The organism is Escherichia coli DSM 30083 = JCM 1649 = ATCC 11775, assembly GCF_003697165.2.
GTDB classification, from domain to species: Bacteria; Pseudomonadota; Gammaproteobacteria; order Enterobacterales; family Enterobacteriaceae; genus Escherichia; species Escherichia coli.
On record NZ_CP033092.2, the window covers coordinates 997,837 to 1,019,896 of the forward strand.

17 protein-coding genes are annotated in these 22,060 nt (G+C 52.4%); 13 read left to right on the plus strand and 4 right to left on the minus strand.

All coding sequences use genetic code 11. The features are described from left to right. Positions 1 to 28: 28 nt before the first annotated feature. From tas to mutH, 4 genes are all read right to left on the minus strand, one after another. Positions 29 to 1,069 carry an NADP(H)-dependent aldo-keto reductase gene (gene tas / locus EAS44_RS05665; RefSeq protein ID WP_001199299.1) on the minus strand — a complete coding sequence of 347 codons (1,041 nt, stop codon included), beginning with the start codon at positions 1,067 to 1,069 and terminating at the stop codon, positions 29 to 31. Positions 1,070 to 1,176: 107 nt separating this feature from the next. Continuing rightward, positions 1,177 to 1,395: a lipoprotein YgdR gene (ygdR, locus tag EAS44_RS05670; RefSeq protein WP_000758655.1), complete on the minus strand. Its 219-nt coding sequence runs from the start codon at positions 1,393 to 1,395 to the stop codon at positions 1,177 to 1,179. Positions 1,396 to 1,532: 137 nt separating this feature from the next. After that, entirely contained in the window at positions 1,533 to 2,246 is a 714-nt protein-coding gene (gene ygdQ / locus EAS44_RS05675; RefSeq protein WP_000895624.1) for a TerC family protein, read from the minus strand. 68 nt (positions 2,247 to 2,314) lie between these two features. Beyond that, positions 2,315 to 3,004, minus strand: coding sequence for a DNA mismatch repair endonuclease MutH (gene mutH, locus EAS44_RS05680; protein WP_000082183.1), 690 nt, complete (start codon positions 3,002 to 3,004; stop codon positions 2,315 to 2,317). Positions 3,005 to 3,189: 185 nt separating this feature from the next. Between mutH and ygdT the strand changes: the two genes are divergently transcribed. The 13 genes from ygdT (at position 3,190) to recD (ending at position 22,032) form a co-directional block, all read left to right on the plus strand. Further along, entirely contained in the window at positions 3,190 to 3,336 is a 147-nt protein-coding gene (ygdT, locus tag EAS44_RS25755) for a protein YgdT (RefSeq protein WP_000953278.1), read from the plus strand. Positions 3,337 to 3,688: 352 nt separating this feature from the next. Then, entirely contained in the window at positions 3,689 to 4,219 is a 531-nt protein-coding gene (rppH, locus tag EAS44_RS05690; protein WP_000564489.1) for an RNA pyrophosphohydrolase, read from the plus strand. 12 nt (positions 4,220 to 4,231) lie between these two features. After that, positions 4,232 to 6,478: a phosphoenolpyruvate--protein phosphotransferase gene (gene ptsP, locus EAS44_RS05695; RefSeq protein ID WP_000957911.1), complete on the plus strand. Its 2,247-nt coding sequence runs from the start codon at positions 4,232 to 4,234 to the stop codon at positions 6,476 to 6,478. 150 nt (positions 6,479 to 6,628) lie between these two features. Then, positions 6,629 to 7,504: a prolipoprotein diacylglyceryl transferase gene (gene lgt, locus EAS44_RS05700; protein WP_000204658.1), complete on the plus strand. Its 876-nt coding sequence runs from the start codon at positions 6,629 to 6,631 to the stop codon at positions 7,502 to 7,504. Positions 7,505 to 7,510: 6 nt separating this feature from the next. Then, positions 7,511 to 8,305, plus strand: a complete 795-nt coding sequence (thyA, locus tag EAS44_RS05705) for a thymidylate synthase (protein WP_000816232.1) — start codon at positions 7,511 to 7,513, stop codon at positions 8,303 to 8,305. A gap of 184 nt (positions 8,306 to 8,489) precedes the next feature. After that, a complete protein-coding gene (gene ppdA / locus EAS44_RS05715; protein ID WP_000857041.1) occupies positions 8,490 to 8,960 on the plus strand; it encodes a prepilin peptidase-dependent protein in 471 nt (156 codons plus the stop codon). Then, positions 8,951 to 9,514: a prepilin peptidase-dependent protein gene (ppdB, locus tag EAS44_RS05720; protein WP_001144304.1), complete on the plus strand. Its 564-nt coding sequence runs from the start codon at positions 8,951 to 8,953 to the stop codon at positions 9,512 to 9,514. Before ppdA ends, ppdB begins: the two co-directional genes overlap by 10 nt. Further along, positions 9,511 to 9,918, plus strand: coding sequence for a DUF2509 family protein (gene ygdB, locus EAS44_RS05725; protein ID WP_001078373.1), 408 nt, complete (start codon positions 9,511 to 9,513; stop codon positions 9,916 to 9,918). The genes ppdB and ygdB overlap by 4 nt, the downstream gene beginning before the upstream one ends. After that, positions 9,903 to 10,226, plus strand: a complete 324-nt coding sequence (ppdC, locus tag EAS44_RS05730; protein ID WP_001276486.1) for a prepilin-type N-terminal cleavage/methylation domain-containing protein — start codon at positions 9,903 to 9,905, stop codon at positions 10,224 to 10,226. The genes ygdB and ppdC overlap by 16 nt, the downstream gene beginning before the upstream one ends. 12 nt (positions 10,227 to 10,238) lie before the next feature. Continuing rightward, on the plus strand, positions 10,239 to 13,607 hold the full coding sequence (gene recC, locus EAS44_RS05735; protein ID WP_000946906.1) for an exodeoxyribonuclease V subunit gamma: 3,369 nt from the start codon (positions 10,239 to 10,241) through the stop codon (positions 13,605 to 13,607). Positions 13,608 to 13,782: 175 nt separating this feature from the next. Then, a complete protein-coding gene (gene ptrA / locus EAS44_RS05740; RefSeq protein ID WP_001138098.1) occupies positions 13,783 to 16,671 on the plus strand; it encodes a pitrilysin in 2,889 nt (962 codons plus the stop codon). Beyond that, entirely contained in the window at positions 16,664 to 20,206 is a 3,543-nt protein-coding gene (gene recB / locus EAS44_RS05745) for an exodeoxyribonuclease V subunit beta (RefSeq protein ID WP_001331589.1), read from the plus strand. The genes ptrA and recB overlap by 8 nt, the downstream gene beginning before the upstream one ends. Continuing rightward, entirely contained in the window at positions 20,206 to 22,032 is a 1,827-nt protein-coding gene (gene recD, locus EAS44_RS05750) for an exodeoxyribonuclease V subunit alpha (RefSeq protein WP_000775938.1), read from the plus strand. The genes recB and recD overlap by 1 nt, the downstream gene beginning before the upstream one ends. The last annotated feature ends 28 nt before the right edge of the window (positions 22,033 to 22,060 follow it).

Consider the following 22,060-nt stretch of genomic DNA (forward strand, 5'->3'; position numbering starts at 1 on the left):
TTAACGCCGGTTTTAACCGGCGTTAATCTTATGGTGCAGGATACGTATAAACCTGATGCACCGCTTCAATTTCAGCTAATACGTCTTCGCTCAACTCCAGATGCAAACTTTCGACGTTAGTTTTCAGCTGCTCCATCGTGGTTGCGCCCAGCAGAGTGCTGGCAACAAACGGTTGACGGCGTACAAATGCGAGCGCCATCTGAGCAGGGTCCAGGCCATGACGTCTGGCGATATCAACATACGCCGCGACGGCTTTTTGCGTTTGCTCACCGCTATAGCGGGTGAACCGACTAAAGAGCGTATTACGTGCGCCAGCGGGTTTTGCACCATTGAGATATTTCCCGGTCAGTGTGCCGAAACCCAGGCACGAATAGGCCAGCAGTTCGACCCCTTCATACTGGCTGACTTCTGCCAGACCTACTTCAAAACTGCGGTTTAACAGGCTGTAGGGGTTCTGAATGGTGACAATACGCGGCAGATCGTGTTTGTCCGCCAGATGCAGGTAGCGCATTACGCCAAATGCAGTTTCGTTCGACACGCCGATATAACGAATTTTTCCCGCGCGTTGGTACTCTGCCAGTGCGTCCAGCGTATCCAGCAGCGAAACCGCAGGCGCAGAATCTGTCCAGCTATAACCGAGTTTGCCGAAGCAGTTGGTTGGGCGCTGCGGCCAGTGCACCTGATAGAGATCGAGGTAATCAGTCTGCAGACGCTTGAGGCTGTCATGCAGCGCTTCGCGGATATTCTTCCGATCCAGCGCCTGATCCGGGCGGATGCCTTTGTCATTATTGCGCGACGGTCCGCTCACTTTGGAGGCGATAATTAACTTTTCGCGGCTGCCATGTTTCGCCAGCCAGTTGCCGACGTAGGTTTCGGTTAGCCCTTGAGTTTCGGGGCGCGGAGGTACTGGGTACATTTCGGCAACGTCGATAAGGTTAATGCCCTGAGCGACGGCATAGTCGAGTTGTGCGTGGGCGTCGGCTTCGCTGTTCTGTTCACCAAACGTCATCGTGCCAAGCCCCAGCGTGCTGACTTCCAGCGAACTGTGGGGTATACGGTGATATTGCATAGCCGTTTCCTTTTTATAATCACGACATAAGGAATATAAAAATGGCAGAGGGAAGGGAAAAGGGAAAGAGAAAAATCTTAAGGCCAGCCGGATGCTGACCTTATTTGTTAACGTTCAATAATTTGCGAAACATCATCACGGTTAATTTGCATCGCGTTACCTTGCTGATCGTGATAACTCACCAGCCCGGTATCATCATCAATTTCAGGTTTTCCATCGGTCAAAATCATACGGCCATCTTTGGTCGCCATGACGTAATCACTGGAACACCCGGAAACAGCAAACGCCAGTCCGACTGCAGAAATTATTACTGCCCATTTTTTCATCCGGTTATCCTCATTTGGCCCACCTATGATAATAGTCTGTTTATAAACCGACGTTATATATCTTGAAAGCAGGAAAATCTTAAACTGTGAGGGTAACAGGAGTGAGTACGCCCTCCCGCAGGAGAGCGTACGGAGTATCAGAGCGGATTCTTTTTGTTGCGAATCAGGTTGAGGCTTTCAACCGCAATAGAGAAGAACATCGCGAAGTAGATGTAACCTTTCGGTACGTGGATGTCGAAACTTTCCAGAATCAGGGTAAAGCCCACCAGAATCAGGAAAGAGAGCGCCAGCATTTTTACCGAAGGATGGCGCTCGACAAAATCACCAATCGAGCGCGCGGCGAACATCATCACGCCTACGGCAATCACCACGGCAGCCATCATAATAAACAGGTGATCTGACAGACCCACAGCGGTAATCACCGAGTCGAGGCTGAAGATAATATCCAGCAGCATAATCTGCACGATAGCGCCGAGGAATGATGAAACGCGTGTTTTCAGCCCTTCTTCTTCACCTTCGATGGATTCGTGGATTTCCTTGCTGGCTTTCCAGATAAGGAACAAGCCACCCAGAAGCAGGATCAAATCACGGGCGGAAATTTCCTGACTGAATATTGTAAAAAGCGGATTCGTCAGGCGCGTAACCCAGGCGATGGATGCCAGCAGCGCCAGACGCATGACCATGGCTCCCGCCAACCCCAGACGGCGCGCATGAGCACGTTGTGCTGTGGGAAGCTTTGCCACCACCAGAGAAAGGAAAATAATATTGTCGATCCCAAGAACGATCTCCAGCAGCGTCAGTGTACCGAGCGCAAGCCAGGCGTTAGGATCGGTTATCCATGCAAATAACATCTAAAAAGCCCTGCCAAAAAAATGAAGCGGTAATTATATGCCCGGAAAGCGGCAGGTCAAAGCGATGGCTACTGGATCAGAAAATGACGGGCCAGTAGCGCACTGGTGAAATTCTTCTTCAAATAAAATCCGCGCGGCAGCGTCAGAATCCGTTCGCCCCGGGCACCAATAGCTTCGGTCAGCGCTTTCGCATTCGCTGCTTTCGGTCGTATCTGTAAATATTCCCCGTGACGAGCGGTGATCCGCTCAATCTGACCGAGAACAATCATATCCATTAATTCTTCCCAGTCTTCGCGTAGCTGCCGGTCTTCCTCTTCATTCGGGCTCCACAGCAACGGTGATCCTACGCGACGCTTTGCCAGCGGGATGCTGCGCTCGCCTTCAACCGGTATCCACAGCACGCGTTTGAGCTTGTGGCGCACGTGGCTGGTTTCCCAGGTCACCCCGCTATTGCCCGTTAACGGGGCAACACAAACGAATGTTGTTTCCAGTGGACGACCAAGACTATCCACAGGGATAGTTTTAAGTTCCACGCCCAGAGCAGCAAAATCTTGCTCAGGTTTACTCCCTGCGCTGGCACCTAGCCAGATCTCCAGTAACACGCCAATCCAGCCCTTATCGCGTTTTAAATTCTCCGGCGTAACCAGCCCGGCAAGTGCCGCCAGTTCTCCCAATGTATAACCAGAAAGTTGTTGTGCTTGCGCTAACAATTGTTCTTCAGTTTCGGGAGGAGAGAGCAGTGGGCGAGGTTGGGACATGTCATGATACCTTGGTTAAAAAACAAACAGCAATTATGTGCTGAATATTCGCAGTGTAACTTTTTCCACATGCGTTGTTCAATTCTCTGATTTATATTGCTTTTTAGGTTGCCGGTAAACGAGTTGCGCAACACTGCAACGGGTTTTCCAAATCTGGTCACTGAAAATAAACAGGATCTTACACCATGTTATCCACAGAAAGCTGGGATAACTGTGAAAAACCTCCACTACTGTTTCCATTTACAGCCTTGACGTGCGACGAAACTCCAGTTTTTAGTGGTTCAGTGCTTAACTTAGTGGCACATTCTGTGGATAAATACGGCATTGGTTGATCTTTCGCCAACACGTAAATGAGAGGTGTGACCTGGGTCACGAATTACTCTTTTTTATTACTCAAATCACATGTAATGCATTGACTGATAATGAATATTTTAAAATCTCTATATCTGTCTTATTCAGAATGCTCCGGGTTTTCCCGTAGTAATTCCGTAGTTCTTCACAACTCTATCCACAGAAAAGGTGAATAAAAACGGCTATCCACCCCTTCCTCTGTTTATAACTCTGCACATAACTGTGAGTTATTCAATTGTTATTAGTGTGTAATGCCCTGCAGAGAGTGGTTTACCGTCTTCCTGGAGTATGAAACAATCATTCGTATATAAAGCTTTATTTTGAGGTAGTCCGGTGATTGATGACGATGGCTACCGCCCAAACGTAGGTATCGTGATTTGTAATCGCCAGGGGCAGGTAATGTGGGCCCGGCGATTTGGTCAGCACTCCTGGCAATTTCCGCAAGGCGGAATCAACCCCGGAGAATCCGCAGAGCAGGCGATGTACCGTGAATTGTTTGAAGAAGTAGGATTAAGCCGCAAAGACGTTCGAATCCTTGCTTCAACGCGTAACTGGTTGCGCTACAAATTACCGAAACGTTTGGTGCGTTGGGACACGAAGCCGGTTTGTATCGGCCAAAAACAAAAATGGTTTCTCTTGCAGCTGGTGAGCGGCGATGCAGAAATCAATATGCAAACCAGCAGTACACCAGAGTTTGACGGCTGGCGATGGGTAAGTTACTGGTATCCAGTCAGACAGGTGGTGTCATTTAAACGTGATGTCTACCGTAGGGTAATGAAAGAGTTCGCGAGTGTGGTGATGTCACTGCAGGAAAATACGCCAAAACCACAAAACGCATCTGCTTATCGACGTAAAAGAGGTTAAGTCACGCCAATTATGCTCACTCGCCTGCGCGAAATAGTCGAAAAGGTAGCCAGCGCACCACGCCTGAATGAGGCGTTAAATATTCTGGTTACCGACATCTGTCTTGCGATGGATACCGAGGTCTGTTCGGTCTACCTGGCCGATCATGATCGACGTTGTTACTACCTGATGGCGACCCGGGGACTGAAAAAACCACGCGGTCGCACTGTAACGCTCGCGTTTGATGAAGGGATCGTCGGCCTGGTTGGCAGGCTGGCGGAACCGATAAACCTTGCAGATGCGCAAAAGCACCCCAGCTTCAAATACATCCCCTCCGTAAAAGAAGAACGTTTCCGCGCGTTTTTAGGCGTACCAATTATTCAACGTCGCCAGTTGCTTGGTGTACTGGTGGTACAGCAACGAGAGTTGCGCCAGTATGACGAAAGTGAAGAATCCTTCCTGGTGACGCTTGCCACCCAGATGGCAGCTATTCTTTCTCAGTCGCAGTTGACTGCCTTGTTTGGGCAATATCGCCAGACGCGAATCCGTGCATTACCGGCAGCACCTGGTGTGGCGATTGCCGAAGGCTGGCAGGATGCCACGTTACCTTTAATGGAACAGGTGTATCAGGCATCAACGCTGGATCCGGCTCTGGAACGCGAACGACTGACCGGGGCGTTGGAAGAGGCGGCTAACGAGTTTCGCCGCTATAGCAAACGCTTTGCTGCCGGTGCACAAAAAGAAACGGCGGCTATTTTCGATCTTTACTCACACCTGCTTTCGGATACCCGGCTGCGTCGCGAATTGTTTGCCGAGGTTGATAAAGGCTCGGTGGCAGAGTGGGCGGTAAAAACGGTCATTGAAAAATTTGCCGAACAGTTTGCCGCGCTAAGCGATAACTATCTCAAAGAGCGGGCTGGCGATTTACGTGCGCTGGGTCAGCGATTGCTGTTTCATCTTGATGACGCTAATCAAGGGCCGAACGCCTGGCCGGAACGTTTCATTCTGGTGGCAGATGAACTGTCAGCGACAACGCTTGCTGAGCTGCCCCAGGATCGCTTAGTCGGTGTTGTCGTGCGCGATGGCGCTGCCAACTCCCATGCTGCGATCATGGTACGTGCGCTGGGGATACCTACCGTGATGGGCGCGGATATTCAGCCTTCGGTACTGCATCGTCGGACGCTGATCGTCGATGGTTATCGCGGTGAATTGCTGGTCGATCCGGAACCGGTACTGCTGCAAGAATATCAGCGGCTAATTAGTGAAGAGATCGAGCTTAGCCGTCTGGCGGAAGATGACGTCAATTTACCCGCCCAGTTAAAAAGCGGCGAACGCATTAAAGTCATGCTCAATGCCGGTTTAAGCCCGGAACATGAAGAAAAACTGGGCAGCCGTATTGATGGCATAGGACTTTATCGCACTGAAATCCCATTCATGCTGCAAAGTGGTTTTCCGTCGGAAGAAGAACAGGTGGCGCAGTATCAGGGGATGCTGCAAATGTTTAATGATAAACCCGTCACCTTGCGTACGCTGGATGTCGGAGCAGATAAGCAGCTGCCTTACATGCCGATTAGCGAAGAGAATCCATGCCTGGGTTGGCGTGGGATTCGCATTACGCTCGATCAGCCGGAGATCTTCTTGATCCAGGTGCGGGCGATGCTGCGTGCTAATGCCGCTACGGGCAACCTGAATATTCTGTTGCCGATGGTCACAAGCCTCGATGAAGTTGACGAAGCACGCCGCCTGATTGAACGTGCCGGACGTGAAGTCGAGGAGATGATCGGTTACGAAATTCCCAAACCACGTATCGGCATCATGCTGGAAGTGCCGTCAATGGTATTTATGCTGCCGCATCTGGCAAAGCGGGTCGATTTCATCTCTGTTGGCACCAACGATCTGACTCAATACATCCTGGCCGTTGATCGCAACAATACCCGGGTGGCGAACATTTATGACAGTCTTCATCCTGCAATGTTACGAGCTCTGGCGATGATCGCCCGGGAAGCGGAAATACATGGAATCGATCTCCGTTTGTGCGGTGAAATGGCGGGCGATCCCATGTGCGTGGCAATCCTCATTGGGCTTGGGTATCGCCATCTGTCTATGAACGGACGTTCTGTAGCGCGCGTAAAATACCTGCTGCGGCGCATTGATTTTGCTGAAGCAGAAAATCTTGCGCAGCGTAGTCTGGAAGCGCAACTGGCGACCGAAGTTCGCCATCAGGTTGCTGCCTTTATGGAGCGTCGCGGCATGGGCGGGCTGATTCGCGGGGGGTTATAGCGCGGATCATATACATATCTTTTAACGGTATCCGGCAACCAGCCAGGTCCCCTTGTGCTATTATTCGCACCTTTGGAGCGCCTGAAACCTGCGGCGCGCATTTCAATCGCTGTTCTCTTTCAGCGAAATAACAAGAACTTGTGGTGACAGATGACCAGTAGCTATCTGCATTTTCCGGAGTTTGATCCGGTCATTTTCTCAATAGGACCCGTGGCGCTTCACTGGTACGGCCTGATGTATCTGGTGGGTTTCATTTTTGCAATGTGGCTGGCAACACGACGGGCGAATCGTCCGGGCAGTGGCTGGACCAAAAATGAAGTTGAAAACTTACTCTATGCGGGCTTCCTCGGCGTCTTCCTCGGTGGACGTATTGGTTATGTTCTGTTCTACAATTTCCCGCAGTTTATGGCCGATCCGCTGTATCTTTTCCGTGTCTGGGACGGCGGCATGTCCTTCCACGGAGGCCTGATTGGCGTTATCGTGGTGATGATTATCTTCGCCCGCCGTACTAAACGTTCCTTCTTCCAGGTCTCTGATTTTATTGCCCCACTCATTCCGTTTGGTCTTGGTGCTGGGCGCCTGGGCAACTTTATTAACGGTGAATTGTGGGGCCGCGTTGACCCGAACTTCCCGTTTGCCATGCTGTTCCCTGGCTCCCGTACAGAAGATATTTTGCTGCTGCAAACCAACCCGCAGTGGCAATCCATTTTCGACACTTACGGTGTGCTGCCGCGCCACCCATCACAGCTTTACGAGCTGCTGCTGGAAGGTGTGGTGCTGTTTATTATCCTCAACCTGTATATTCGTAAACCGCGCCCAATGGGAGCTGTCTCAGGCTTGTTCCTGATTGGTTACGGCGCGTTTCGCATCATTGTTGAGTTTTTCCGCCAGCCCGACGCGCAGTTTACTGGTGCCTGGGTGCAGTACATCAGCATGGGGCAAATTCTTTCCATCCCGATGATTGTCGCGGGTGTGATCATGATGGTCTGGGCATATCGTCGCAGCCCACAGCAACACGTTTCCTGAGGAACCATGAAACAGTATTTAGAACTGATGCAAAAAGTGCTCGACGAAGGCACACAGAAAAACGACCGTACCGGAACCGGAACGCTTTCCATTTTTGGTCATCAGATGCGTTTTAACCTGCAGGATGGATTCCCGCTGGTGACAACTAAACGTTGCCACCTGCGTTCCATCATCCACGAACTGCTGTGGTTCCTGCAGGGCGACACTAACATTGCTTATCTACACGAAAACAATGTCACCATCTGGGACGAATGGGCCGATGAAAACGGCGACCTCGGGCCAGTGTATGGTAAACAGTGGCGCGCCTGGCCAACGCCGGATGGTCGTCATATTGACCAGATCACTACTGTACTGAACCAGCTGAAAAACGACCCGGATTCCCGTCGCATTATTGTTTCAGCGTGGAACGTAGGCGAACTGGATAAAATGGCGCTGGCACCGTGCCATGCATTCTTCCAGTTCTATGTGGCAGACGGCAAACTCTCTTGCCAGCTTTATCAGCGCTCCTGTGACGTCTTCCTCGGCCTGCCGTTCAACATTGCCAGCTACGCGTTACTGGTGCATATGATGGCGCAGCAGTGCGATCTGGAAGTGGGTGATTTTGTCTGGACCGGTGGCGACACGCATCTCTACAGCAACCATATGGATCAAACTCATCTGCAATTAAGCCGCGAACCGCGTCCGCTGCCGAAGTTGATTATCAAACGTAAACCCGAATCCATCTTCGACTACCGTTTCGAAGACTTTGAGATTGAAGGATACGATCCACATCCGGGCATTAAAGCGCCGGTGGCTATCTAATTACGAAACATCCTGCCAGAGCCGACGCCAGTGTGCGTCGGTTTTTTTTGCCCTCCGTTAAATTCTTCGAGACACCTTCCCGAAATTTTGCAACGTCCTGCAACGGCGTAAATAGTCCGGAAGATGCGCCGAAGAAATAGAAACTGGCCCTCGTCTTTTTTTCTCCTCGCTCCATACTGCCGGCATGAAAACACAACGTGGTTATACGCTGATTGAAACGCTGGTCGCGATGCTGATTCTGGTCATGCTAAGCGCAAGTGGGCTTTATGGCTGGCAATACTGGCAGCAGTCGCAACGGCTTTGGCAAACCGCCAGCCAGGCGCGGGACTATTTGCTCTATTTACGTGAAGATGCCAACTGGCATAACCGCGACCACAGTATCAGTCTTATCAGGGAGGGGACGTTATGGTGCCTTGTGAGTTCCGTTGCTGGGGCGAATACCTGTCATGGCAGTTCACCATTGGTCTTTGTGCCGCGCTGGCCCGAAGTCGAAATGAGCGACCTGACACCTTCGCTTGCTTTCTTTGGCCTGCGCAATACCGCATGGGCCGGGCATATTCGCTTCAAAAACTCAACGGGCGAGTGGTGGCTGGTGGTTTCGCCGTGGGGAAGACTCCGGCTTTGTCAGCAAGGAGAAACAGAAGGATGCCTGTAAAAGAGCAAGGTTTTTCTCTGCTGGAAGTGTTGATTGCTATGGCGATCAGTAGCGTATTGTTGCTGGGGGCTGCACGCTTTCTGCCTGCGTTACAGCGTGAAAGTTTAACGAACACCCGTAAGCTGGCGCTGGAAGATGAAATCTGGCTGCGGGTATTTACCGTCGCGAAGCATCTCCAGAGGGCGGGTTATTGCCATGGCAGCTGTACGGGCGAAGGGCTGGAAATTGTCGGACAGGGTGACTGTGTCATTGTGCAGTGGGATGCGAACAGTAATGGTATCTGGGATCGCGAACCGGTAAAAGAGTCCGACCAGATTGGATTTCGTCTGAAGGAGCATGTGCTGGAAACGCTACGCGGTGCGACATCCTGTGAAGGTAAGGGCTGGGATAAAGTCACTAATCCGGATGCCATCATTATCGACACTTTTCAGGTCGTACGTCAGGATGTCAGCGGCTTCTCGCCGGTGTTGACGGTTAATATGCACGCTGCCAGCAAGGCTGATCCGCAAACCGTGGTGGATGCCAGCTATAGCGTGACAGGATCCAACCTGTGAACCGCGAAAAGGGTGTTTCGTCACTGGCTCTGGTCCTGATGCTGCTGATTTTGGGTAGCTTGCTATTGCAAGGAATGAGTCAGCAGGATCGCAGTTTTGCTTCTCGCGTGAGCATGGAAAGTCAGTCATTGCGCCGCCAGGCCATCGTTCAGTCGGCGCTGGAGTGGGGAAAAATGCACTCCTGGCAGACGCAGCCCGCAGTTCAGTGCTTACTGTATGCTGCCACCGGTGCCCGGGTTTGTCTGCGTTTACTGGCAGATAATGAAGCCTTATTGATTGCTGGTTATGAAGGCGTTTCGTTGTGGCGAACAGGCGAAGTCATCGATGGAAACATTGTTTTTTCGCCACGCGGCTGGAGCGATTTTTGTCCGCTGAAAGAGAGGGCGTTATGTCAGCTTCCCTGAGGAATCAACAAGGCTTTAGTCTGCCGGAGGTAATGTTGGCGATGGTGTTGATGGTGATGATTGTCACTGCGTTATCGGGTTTCCAGCGAACATTAATGAACAGTCTTGCCAGCAGAAACCAGTACCAACAGCTCTGGCGGCATGGCTGGCAGCAAACGCAACTGCGCGCGATTTCGCCACCTGCTAACTGGCAGGTCAACCGAATGCAGACATCGCAGGCGGGATGTGTCAGCATCAGCGTTACGCTAGTTTCACCCGGGGGCAGAGAAGGCGAGATGACCCGCCTGCATTGCCCGAATCGTCAGTAGTCAGGAGCCGCTATGTTAAGGGTCTACCATTCCAATCGTCTGGACGTGCTGGAAGCGTTGATGGAGTTTATTGTCGAACGCGAACGGCTGGACGATCCTTTCGAACCAGAGATGATTCTGGTGCAAAGTACCGGTATGGCACAGTGGCTGCAAATGACCCTGTCGCAAAAGTTTGGTATTGCGGCAAACATTGATTTTCCGCTGCCAGCGAGCTTTATCTGGGATATGTTCGTCCGGGTGTTACCGGAGATCCCCAAAGAGAGCGCCTTTAACAAACAGAGCATGAGCTGGAAACTGATGACTCTGCTGCCGCAACTGTTGGAGCGCGAAGACTTTACCCTGTTGCGGCATTATCTGACTGACGATAGTGACAAGCGAAAACTGTTCCAGCTTTCTTCAAAAGCGGCGGACCTGTTTGACCAGTATCTGGTCTATCGTCCGGACTGGCTGGCACAGTGGGAAACAGGACATCTGGTAGAAGGGTTGGGAGAAGCACAGGCCTGGCAAGCGCCGTTGTGGAAGGCGTTGGTGGAATATACCGACGAACTTGGGCAACCGCGCTGGCACCGCGCCAATCTCTATCAGCGCTTTATCGAAACGCTGGAGTCCGCGACGACCTGCCCGCCGGGGTTACCTTCGCGCGTCTTTATATGCGGTATTTCCGCGTTACCGCCTGTTTATCTCCAGGCGCTACAGGCGCTGGGTAAACATATTGAAATCCATCTCCTGTTTACCAACCCCTGCCGTTATTACTGGGGCGACATTAAAGATCCCGCTTATCTGGCGAAACTACTGACTCGCCAGCGCCGACACAGTTTTGAAGATCGCGAATTACCGCTATTTCGCGACAGCGAAAATGCCGGGCAGCTCTTTAACAGCGATGGTGAACAGGATGTCGGCAACCCGCTGCTGGCTTCATGGGGCAAGCTTGGGCGCGACTACATTTATCTCCTTTCTGACCTGGAGAGCAGCCAGGAGCTGGACGCTTTTGTCGATGTGACGCCAGATAACCTGCTGCATAATATTCAGTCTGACATTCTGGAACTGGAAAACCGCGCCGTTGCTGGTGTGAACATCGAAGAGTTTTCCCGTAGCGATAACAAACGCCCGCTTGATCCACTGGATAGCAGTATCACCTTCCACGTTTGCCATAGCCCGCAGCGTGAAGTTGAAGTTTTACACGATCGCCTGCTGGCGATGCTGGAGGAAGACCCGACACTTACTCCGCGCGACATCATCGTGATGGTGGCTGATATCGACAGCTACAGTCCGTTTATTCAGGCTGTGTTTGGTAGTGCACCTGCGGATCGTTACCTGCCTTACGCCATTTCCGACCGTCGGGCGCGGCAGTCGCATCCTGTACTTGAAGCGTTTATCAGCCTGTTATCGCTGCCAGACAGCCGCTTTGTGTCGGAAGACGTGCTGGCATTACTGGATGTGCCGGTGCTGGCAGCGCGGTTTGACATCACCGAAGAAGGGCTGCGTTATTTACGTCAGTGGGTCAACGAATCCGGCATTCGTTGGGGGATAGATGACGACAACGTTCGCGAGCTGGAACTTCCCGCTACCGGTCAACACACCTGGCGGTTTGGCCTGACGCGCATGTTGCTGGGCTACGCGATGGAGAGCGCGCAGGGCGAGTGGCAATCGGTTCTACCTTATGATGAATCGAGCGGCTTAATTGCAGAACTGGTGGGGCATCTGGCTTCACTGCTAATGCAGCTAAATATCTGGCGTCGCGGGCTGGCGCAGGAGCGTCCGCTGGAAGAGTGGTTGCCGGTTTGTCGCGATATGCTCAACGCCTTTTTCCTGCCGGATGCGGAAACCGAAGCGGCGATGACGCTGATCGAACAACAATGGCAGGCGATTATCTCCGAAGGTTTAGGCGCGCAGTATGGCGACGCGGTGCCGCTGTCACTATTGCGTGATGAACTGGCACTGCGCCTGGATCAAGAACGTATCAGCCAGCGTTTTCTCGCCGGACCGGTTAACATTTGTACTCTGATGCCAATGCGTTCAATTCCGTTCAAAGTGGTTTGCCTGCTGGGAATGAACGACGGCGTTTATCCACGTCAGCTTGCGCCATTGGGCTTTGATCTGATGAGCCAGAAACCGAAGCGTGGCGACCGTAGCCGTCGCGATGACGACCGCTATCTGTTCCTGGAAGCGTTAATTTCCGCGCAGCAAAAACTCTATATCAGCTATATCGGGCGTTCCATTCAGGATAACAGTGAACGTTTCCCGTCGGTACTGGTGCAGGAACTGATCGACTACATCGGGCAAAGCCATTATCTACCGGGCGATGAAGCGCTTAACTGTGATGAAAGCGAGGCAAGGGTAAAAGCGCATCTTACTTGCCACCATACCCGGATGCCGTTTGACCCGCAAAACTACCAGCCCGGTAACTTACAAAGCTATGCGCGCGAGTGGCTACCTGCGGCCAGCCAGGCTGGTAAAGCACATTCTGAATTTGTTCAGCCGCTGCCGTTTACCTTACCGGAAACCGTGCCGCTGGAAACGCTACAACGATTCTGGGCACATCCGGTGCGGGCGTTTTTCCAGATGCGTTTGCAGGTGAACTTCCGTACCGAAGACAGCGAAATTCCCGACACTGAACCTTTTATTCTTGAAGGGCTTAGTCGTTATCAAATCAACCAGCAGTTATTAAATGTACTGGTTGAGCAGGATGATGCCGAACGCTTGTTCCGCCGATTCCGGGCGGCAGGTGATTTGCCGTATGGTGCCTTTGGTGAAATTTTCTGGGAAACGCAGTGTCAGGAGATGCAGCAACTTGCCGACAGAGTCATTGCCTGTCGCCAGCCAGGGCAGAGTATGGAGATTGATCTCGCCTGCAACGGTGTGCAGATAACTGGCTGGTTGCCGCAGGTGCAGCCGGATGGCCTGTTGCGCTGGCGTCCCTCTTTATTAAGTGTGGCGCAGGGAATGCAACTTTGGCTGGAACACCTTGTCTACTGTGCCAGCGGTGGTAATGGTGAAAGTCGCCTTTTTCTACGCAAAGACGGCGAGTGGCGTTTTCCGCCGCTTGCAGCCGAACAGGCTTTGCATTACCTCTCACAACTGATTGAGGGGTATCGTGAAGGAATGTCCGCGCCATTGCTGGTGTTACCTGAAAGTGGCGGCGCGTGGCTAAAAACCTGTTATGACGCGCAAAACGATGCCATGCTGGATGACGATTCCACGTTGCAAAAAGCCCGTACGAAATTCCTTCAGGCTTACGAAGGCAACATGATGGTGCGTGGCGAAGGTGATGATATCTGGTATCAACGGCTCTGGCGGCAATTAACACCAGAGACAATGGAGGCTATCGTTGAACAGTCGCAACGTTTCCTGTTACCGCTGTTTCGCTTTAATCAGTCATGAGTTTTGTATAAAAATTGCGCAATCTATCCGCTTACTTTATGATGCGCACCAGTCACGGACTGATGGTTATATAGACATAGGCTGACTCGTGCAGCACAAGATTAAATTCTGGCAGATGATTTGCGTTAACGTGTTGAATCTGGCCAGAAAATAAAGTTGATTATGAGGTCCGTGAATGCCCCGCAGCATCTGGTTCAAAGCATTATTGTTGTTTGTTGCCCTCTGGGCACCCTTAAGTCAGGCAGAAACGGGATGGCAGCCGATTCAGGAAACCATCCGTAAAAGTGATAAAGATAACCGCCAGTATCAGGCTATACGTCTGGATAACGGTATGGTGGTCTTACTGGTTTCTGATCCGCAGGCAGTTAAATCGCTCTCGGCGCTGGTGGTGCCCGTTGGGTCGCTGGAAGATCCTGAGGCGTACCAGGGGCTGGCACATTACCTTGAACATATGAGTCTGATGGGGTCGAAAAAGTACCCGCAGGCTGACAGTCTGGCCGAATATCTCAAAATGCACGGCGGCAGTCACAATGCCAGCACGGCACCGTATCGCACGGCTTTCTATCTGGAAGTTGAGAACGACGCCTTGCCCGGTGCGGTAGACCGCCTGGCGGACGCTATTGCAGAACCCTTGCTCGACAAGAAATACGCCGAACGTGAACGTAATGCAGTGAATGCCGAATTAACCATGGCGCGTACGCGTGACGGGATGCGCATGGCACAGGTCAGCGCAGAAACCATTAACCCGGCACACCCCGGTTCAAAGTTTTCTGGTGGTAACCTCGAAACTTTAAGCGACAAACCAGGTAATCCGGTACAGCAGGCGCTGAAAGATTTCCACGAGAAGTACTATTCCGCCAATCTGATGAAGGCGGTTATTTACAGCAATAAACCGTTGCCGGAGTTGGCGAAAATGGCGGCGGACACCTTTGGTCGCGTGCCGAACAAAGAGAGCAAAAAACCGGAAATCACCGTGCCGGTAGTCACCGACGCGCAAAAGGGCATTATCATTCATTACGTCCCGGCGTTGCCGCGTAAAGTTCTGCGCGTTGAGTTTCGCATCGATAACAATTCAGCGAAGTTCCGTAGTAAAACGGATGAATTGATTACCTATCTGATTGGTAATCGCAGCCCTGGTACACTTTCTGACTGGCTGCAAAAGCAGGGATTAGTTGAGGGTATTAGCGCCAATTCCGATCCTATCGTCAACGGCAACAGCGGCGTATTAGCGATCTTTGCGTCTTTAACCGATAAAGGTCTGGCGAATCGCGATCAGGTTGTGGCGGCCATTTTTAGCTATCTCAATCTGTTACGTGAAAAAGGGATCGATAAACAATACTTCGATGAACTGGCGAATGTGCTGGATATCGACTTCCGTTATCCGTCAATCACCCGTGATATGGATTACGTCGAATGGCTGGCAGATACCATGATTCGCGTTCCTGTTGAGCATACACTGGATGCAGTCAATATTGCCGATCGGTACGATGCTAAAGCAGTAAAAGAACGTCTGGCGATGATGACGCCGCAGAATGCGCGTATCTGGTATATCAGCCCGAAAGAGCCGCACAATAAAACGGCTTATTTTGTCGATGCGCCGTATCAAGTCGATAAAATCAGCGAACAAACTTTCGCGGACTGGCAGAAAAAAGCCGCCAATATTGCGCTCTCCTTACCGGAGCTTAACCCCTATATTCCTGACGATTTCTCGCTGATTAAGTCAGAGAAGAAATACGACCATCCAGAGTTGATTGTTGATGAGTCGAATCTGCGCGTGGTGTATGCGCCAAGCCGTTATTTTGCCAGCGAGCCCAAAGCTGATGTCAGCCTGATTTTGCGTAATCCGAAAGCCATGGACAGCGCCCGCAATCAGGTGATGTTTGCGCTCAATGATTATCTCGCAGGGCTGGCGCTTGATCAGTTAAGCAACCAGGCGTCGGTTGGTGGCATAAGTTTTTCCACCAATGCTAACAACGGCCTTATGGTTAATGCCAATGGTTACACTCAGCGCCTGCCGCAGCTGTTCCAGGCTCTGCTGGAGGGCTACTTTAGCTATACCGCTACGGAAGATCAGCTTGAGCAGGCGAAGTCCTGGTATAACCAGATGATGGATTCCGCAGAAAAGGGCAAAGCGTTTGAGCAGGCGATTATGCCCGCGCAGATGCTCTCGCAAGTGCCGTACTTCTCGCGAGATGAACGGCGCAAAATTTTGCCCTCCATTACGTTGAAAGAGGTGCTGGCCTATCGCGACACCTTAAAATCAGGGGCTAGACCAGAGTTTATGGTTATCGGCAACATGACTGAAGCCCAGGCAACAACGCTGGCACGCCATGTGCAAAAACAGTTGGGCGCTGATGGTTCAGAGTGGTGTCGTAACAAAGATGTCGTGGTCGATAAAAAACAATCCGTCATCTTTGAAAAAGCTGGTAACAGCACCGACTCCGCACTGGCAGCGGTATTTGTACCGACTGGCTACGATGAATACACCAGCTCAGCGTATAGTTCTCTGTTGGGGCAGATCGTACAGCCGTGGTTCTACAATCAGTTGCGTACCGAAGAACAGTTGGGCTATGCCGTGTTTGCGTTTCCAATGAGCGTGGGGCGTCAGTGGGGCATGGGCTTCCTTTTGCAAAGCAATGATAAACAGCCTTCATTCTTGTGGGAGCGTTACAAGGCGTTTTTCCCAACCGCAGAGGCAAAATTGCGGGCGATGAAGCCAGAGGAGTTTGCGCAAATCCAGCAGGCGGTAATTACTCAGATGCTGCAGGCACCGCAAACGCTCGGCGAAGAAGCATCGAAGTTAAGTAAAGATTTCGATCGCGGCAATATGCGCTTCGATTCGCGTGATAAAATCGTGGCCCAGATAAAACTGCTGACGCCGCAAAAACTTGCTGATTTCTTCCATCAGGCGGTGGTCGAGCCGCAAGGTATGGCTATTCTGTCGCAGATTTCCGGCAGCCAGAACGGGAAAGCCGAATATGTGCATCCTGAAGGCTGGAAAGTGTGGGAGAACGTCAGCGCGTTGCAGCAAACAATGCCCCTGATGAGTGAAAAGAATGAGTGATGTCGCCGAGACACTAGATCCTTTGCGCTTGCCCTTACAGGGCGAGCGCCTGATTGAAGCCTCTGCCGGCACAGGCAAAACCTTTACGATTGCGGCGCTCTATTTGCGCCTGTTACTTGGACTAGGCGGTTCTGCCGCCTTTCCCCGCCCGCTGACCGTTGAAGAACTGCTGGTGGTGACCTTTACCGAGGCTGCTACGGCAGAATTGCGTGGTCGTATCCGTAGCAATATCCACGAGTTGCGCATCGCCTGTCTGCGTGAAACCACCGACAATCCACTGTACAAACGCCTGCTGGAAGAGATCGACGATAAAGCGCAAGCCGCGCAGTGGTTGTTGTTAGCCGAGCGGCAGATGGATGAAGCGGCAGTCTTTACTATTCACGGCTTTTGCCAGCGCATGCTCAACCTGAATGCCTTTGAATCCGGCATGCTGTTTGAGCAGCAGCTGATTGAAGATGAGTCTCTGCTACGCTACCAGGCCTGCGCCGATTTCTGGCGTCGCCACTGCTACCCGCTGCCGCGTGAAATTGCCCAGGTCGTCTTTGAAACCTGGAAAGGGCCGCAGGCGTTGCTGCGCGATATTAATCGTTATCTGCAAGGCGAAGCGCCGGTTATCAAAGCACCGCCCCCCGATGATGAAACGCTGGCTTCCCGCCACGCGCAAATTGTGGCGCGTATTGATGCCGTAAAACAGCAGTGGCGCGACGCAGTGGGTGAACTGGATGCGCTGATCGAATCTTCTGGTATTGATCGACGCAAGTTTAACCGTAGCAATCAGGCTAAATGGATCGAGAAGATCAGCGCCTGGGCAGAAGAAGAGACCAACAGCTATCAGTTGCCGGAGTCGCTGGAAAAATTCTCTCAGCGTTTCTTAGAAGATCGCACGAAAGCCGGGGGGGAAACCCCGCGACATCCACTGTTTGAGGCGATCGATCAACTGCTTGCAGAACCATTGTCGATCCGCGATCTGGTGATCACTCGCGCATTGGCTGAGATCCGCGAAACAGTAGCGCGTGAAAAACGCCGCCGTGGCGAATTGGGTTTTGATGACATGTTAAGTCGGCTCGATTCCGCGCTGCGTAGTGAAAGCGGCGAGGTATTGGCAGCGGCGATCCGTACGCGATTCCCGGTGGCAATGATCGATGAATTTCAGGATACCGACCCCCAACAGTATCGAATTTTTCGCCGTATCTGGCACCATCAGCCGGAAACCGCATTGTTGCTGATTGGCGACCCGAAACAGGCCATATATGCATTCCGGGGTGCGGATATCTTCACTTATATGAAGGCGCGTAGCGAAGTTCATGCTCACTACACCTTAGATACCAACTGGCGTTCCGCACCGGGAATGGTGAACAGCGTTAACAAACTTTTCAGCCAGACTGATGACGCGTTCATGTTTCGTGAAATACCGTTTATTCCTGTGAAATCTGCCGGCAAAAATCAGGCGTTACGTTTTGTATTTAAAGGTGAAACGCAGCCTGCGATGAAAATGTGGCTGATGGAAGGCGAAAGCTGCGGCGTTGGCGACTATCAAAGTACCATGGCGCAGGTATGTGCTGCGCAAATCTGCGACTGGCTACAAGCCGGGCAACGCGGCGAAGCGTTGCTGATGAACGGCGACGATGCGCGTCCGGTGCGTGCTTCGGACATCAGTGTGCTGGTGCGCAGCCGCCAGGAGGCCGCTCAGGTGCGCGATGCCTTAACGCTGCTGGAAATCCCTTCCGTTTACCTTTCGAACCGCGACAGTGTTTTTGAAACTCTGGAAGCACAGGAGATGCTTTGGCTGTTGCAGGCGGTGATGACGCCCGAACGTGAGAACACCCTGCGCAGTGCGCTGGCAACGTCAATGATGGGGCTGAATGCGCTGGATATTGAAACGCTGAATAATGACGAACATGCGTGGGATGCGGTCGTCGAAGAGTTCGATGGTTATCGGCAAATCTGGCGCAAACGTGGCGTTATGCCGATGCTGCGGGCGCTGATGTCGGCGCGTAACATTGCAGAAAACTTGCTGGCAACGGCAGGCGGTGAGCGGCGTCTTACCGATATCTTGCATATCAGCGAACTGCTACAAGAAGCCGGAACGCAGCTGGAAAGTGAACATGCGCTGGTACGCTGGTTATCGCAACATATCCTCGAGCCAGACAGTAATGCCTCCAGCCAACAAATGCGCCTCGAAAGTGATAAACATCTGGTGCAGATTGTCACGATACACAAATCAAAAGGGCTGGAATATCCGCTGGTCTGGTTGCCATTTATTACCAATTTCCGCGTCCAGGATCAGGCGTTTTATCACGATCGCCACTCGTTTGAGGCCGTTCTGGATCTTAATGCTGCGCCAGAAAGCGTCGACCTCGCGGAGGCCGAACGTCTGGCGGAAGATCTGCGTTTGCTTTACGTGGCGCTGACGCGTTCGGTTTGGCATTGCAGTCTCGGCGTTGCACCGCTGGTGCGCCGTCGTGGCGATAAAAAAGGTGATACCGACGTCCACCAAAGTGCGCTCGGGCGTTTGCTGCAAAAAGGAGAACCGCAAGATGCGGCAGGGCTTCGTACCTGTATTGAAGCGTTGTGCAATGATGATATTGCCTGGCAAACGGCACAAATTGGTGATAACCAGCCCTGGCAGGTTAATGATGCATTAACTGCAGAACTGAATGCGAGGACGCTACAACGATTGCCCGGCGATAACTGGCGTGTCACCAGCTACTCCGGTTTGCAGCAGCGTGGTCACGGTATCGCTCAGGATCTGATGCCACGGCTGGATGTTGATGCCGCAGGCGTGGTCAGCGTCGTTGAAGAACCGACGTTAACACCGCATCAGTTCCCGCGCGGTGCGTCACCGGGGACATTCTTGCACAGTTTGTTTGAAGACCTCGATTTTACCCAGCCGATTGACCCGAACTGGGTACAGGAAAAACTGGAGCTCGGTGGCTTTGAACCGCAGTGGGAACTGGTGTTGACTGAGTGGATCACGGCTGTCCTCCAGGCACCTCTCAATGAAACGGGTGTTAGCCTGAATCAGCTTTCCGATCGCGATAAACAGGTGGAGATGGAGTTTTACCTGCCGATTAGTGAACCGCTTATCGCCAGCCAGCTTGATGCACTAATTCGCCAGTTTGACCCGCTATCCGCTGGCTGCCCGCCGCTGGAGTTCATGCAGGTACGTGGCATGTTAAAAGGCTTTATCGATCTGGTGTTCCGCCACGAAGGGCGTTATTACCTGCTCGACTATAAATCCAACTGGTTGGGTGAAGACAGTTCGGCTTACACCCAACAGGCTATGGCAGCGGCAATGCAGGCACACCGCTATGATCTGCAATATCAGCTTTATACCCTGGCGCTGCACCGTTATCTGCGCCATCGTATTGCTGATTACGACTATGAGCGCCACTTTGGCGGCGTTATTTATCTGTTCCTGCGTGGCGTTGATAAAGAACATCCGCAACAAGGGATCTACGCGACCCGACCCAACGCCGGGTTGATTGACCTGATGGATGAGATGTTTGCCAGTATGACCCTGGAGGAGGCGTAATGAAATTGCAAAAGCAATTACTGGAAGCTGTGGAGCACAAACAGCTACGCCCGCTGGACGTGCAGTTTGCCCTGACCGTGGCGGGAGATGAACATCCTGCCGTCACCCTCGCGGCGGCACTATTAAGTCATGATGCCGGAGAGGGACACGTTTGTTTGCCGCTTTCACGACTGGAAAATAACGAGGCATCGCATCCGCTGTTGGCGACCTGTGTCAGTGAAATCGGTGAACTACAAAATTGGGAAGAATGCTTGCTGGCTTCACAAGCGGTCAGCCGGGGAGATGAACCAACGCCGATGATCCTCTGTGGCGATCGTCTTTATTTGAATCGCATGTGGTGTAACGAGCGCACAGTGGCACGCTTTTTCAACGAAGTGAATCATGCCATTGAGGTTGATGAAGCTCTACTGGCGCAAACCCTGGACAAACTTTTTCCAGTAAGCGATGAAATTAACTGGCAAAAAGTTGCGGCGGCAGTGGCGCTGACGCGGCGGATTTCGGTGATTTCCGGCGGTCCTGGCACCGGTAAAACGACCACCGTAGCGAAGTTGCTGGCAGCCTTAATTCAGATGGCCGACGGCGAACGCTGCCGTATCCGTCTGGCTGCACCAACGGGTAAAGCTGCCGCGCGCTTAACCGAATCTCTCGGCAAGGCTTTGCGACAATTACCGCTGACCGATGAACAAAAGAAACGCATTCCGGAAGATGCCAGCACTTTGCACCGATTGCTGGGTGCGCAGCCGGGTAGCCAGCGTTTACGTCATCATGCCGGTAACCCGCTGCATCTTGATGTGCTGGTGGTAGATGAAGCGTCAATGATCGATCTTCCTATGATGTCGAGACTGATCGACGCCTTGCCCGATCATGCGCGAGTGATCTTTCTCGGCGATCGTGATCAACTGGCCTCGGTTGAGGCTGGGGCTGTGCTGGGCGATATCTGCGCTTATGCCAACGCGGGCTTTACCGCCGAGCGTGCCGGGCAGTTGAGCCGCCTGACGGGAAGCCACGTTCCAGCAGGAACTGGCACAGAAGCGGCATCTTTGCGCGACAGCCTCTGCCTGCTGCAAAAAAGCTATCGTTTCGGCAGCGATTCTGGCATTGGTCAGTTAGCTGCGGCGATTAACCGTGGTGATAAAACGGCAGTGAAAACCGTTTTTCAGCAGGATTTTACTGATATCGAAAAACGACTTTTACAGAGCGGCGAAGATTATATTGCGATGCTTGAGGAAGCTCTTGCGGGTTACGGACGTTATCTGGATCTGCTGCAAGCGCGTGCCGAGCCGGATTTAATCATTCAGGCGTTCAATGAGTACCAGCTTTTGTGCGCCCTGCGGGAAGGGCCGTTTGGCGTGGCTGGACTGAATGAGCGAATTGAGCAGTTTATGCAACAGAAGCGCAAAATTCATCGTCATCCGCACTCTCGTTGGTACGAAGGCCGACCGGTGATGATTGCCCGTAATGACAGCGCGCTTGGGTTGTTTAATGGCGATATTGGTATTGCGCTGGATCGCGGGCAGGGGACGCGCGTCTGGTTTGCGATGCCGGACGGCAATATTAAGTCTGTGCAACCGAGTCGCCTGCCAGAGCACGAAACGACGTGGGCGATGACGGTACATAAATCGCAGGGATCGGAGTTCGACCATGCGGCGTTGATTTTACCGAGTCAACGCACGCCGGTAGTAACGCGAGAGCTGGTTTACACCGCGGTGACCCGCGCGCGTCGCCGTCTGTCGCTGTATGCCGATGAGCGCATATTAAGTGCGGCAATCGCCACTCGTACTGAGCGGCGCAGTGGTCTGGCGGCGTTGTTTAGTTCACGGGGATAAACGTAATTGCCTGATGCGACGCACGAGT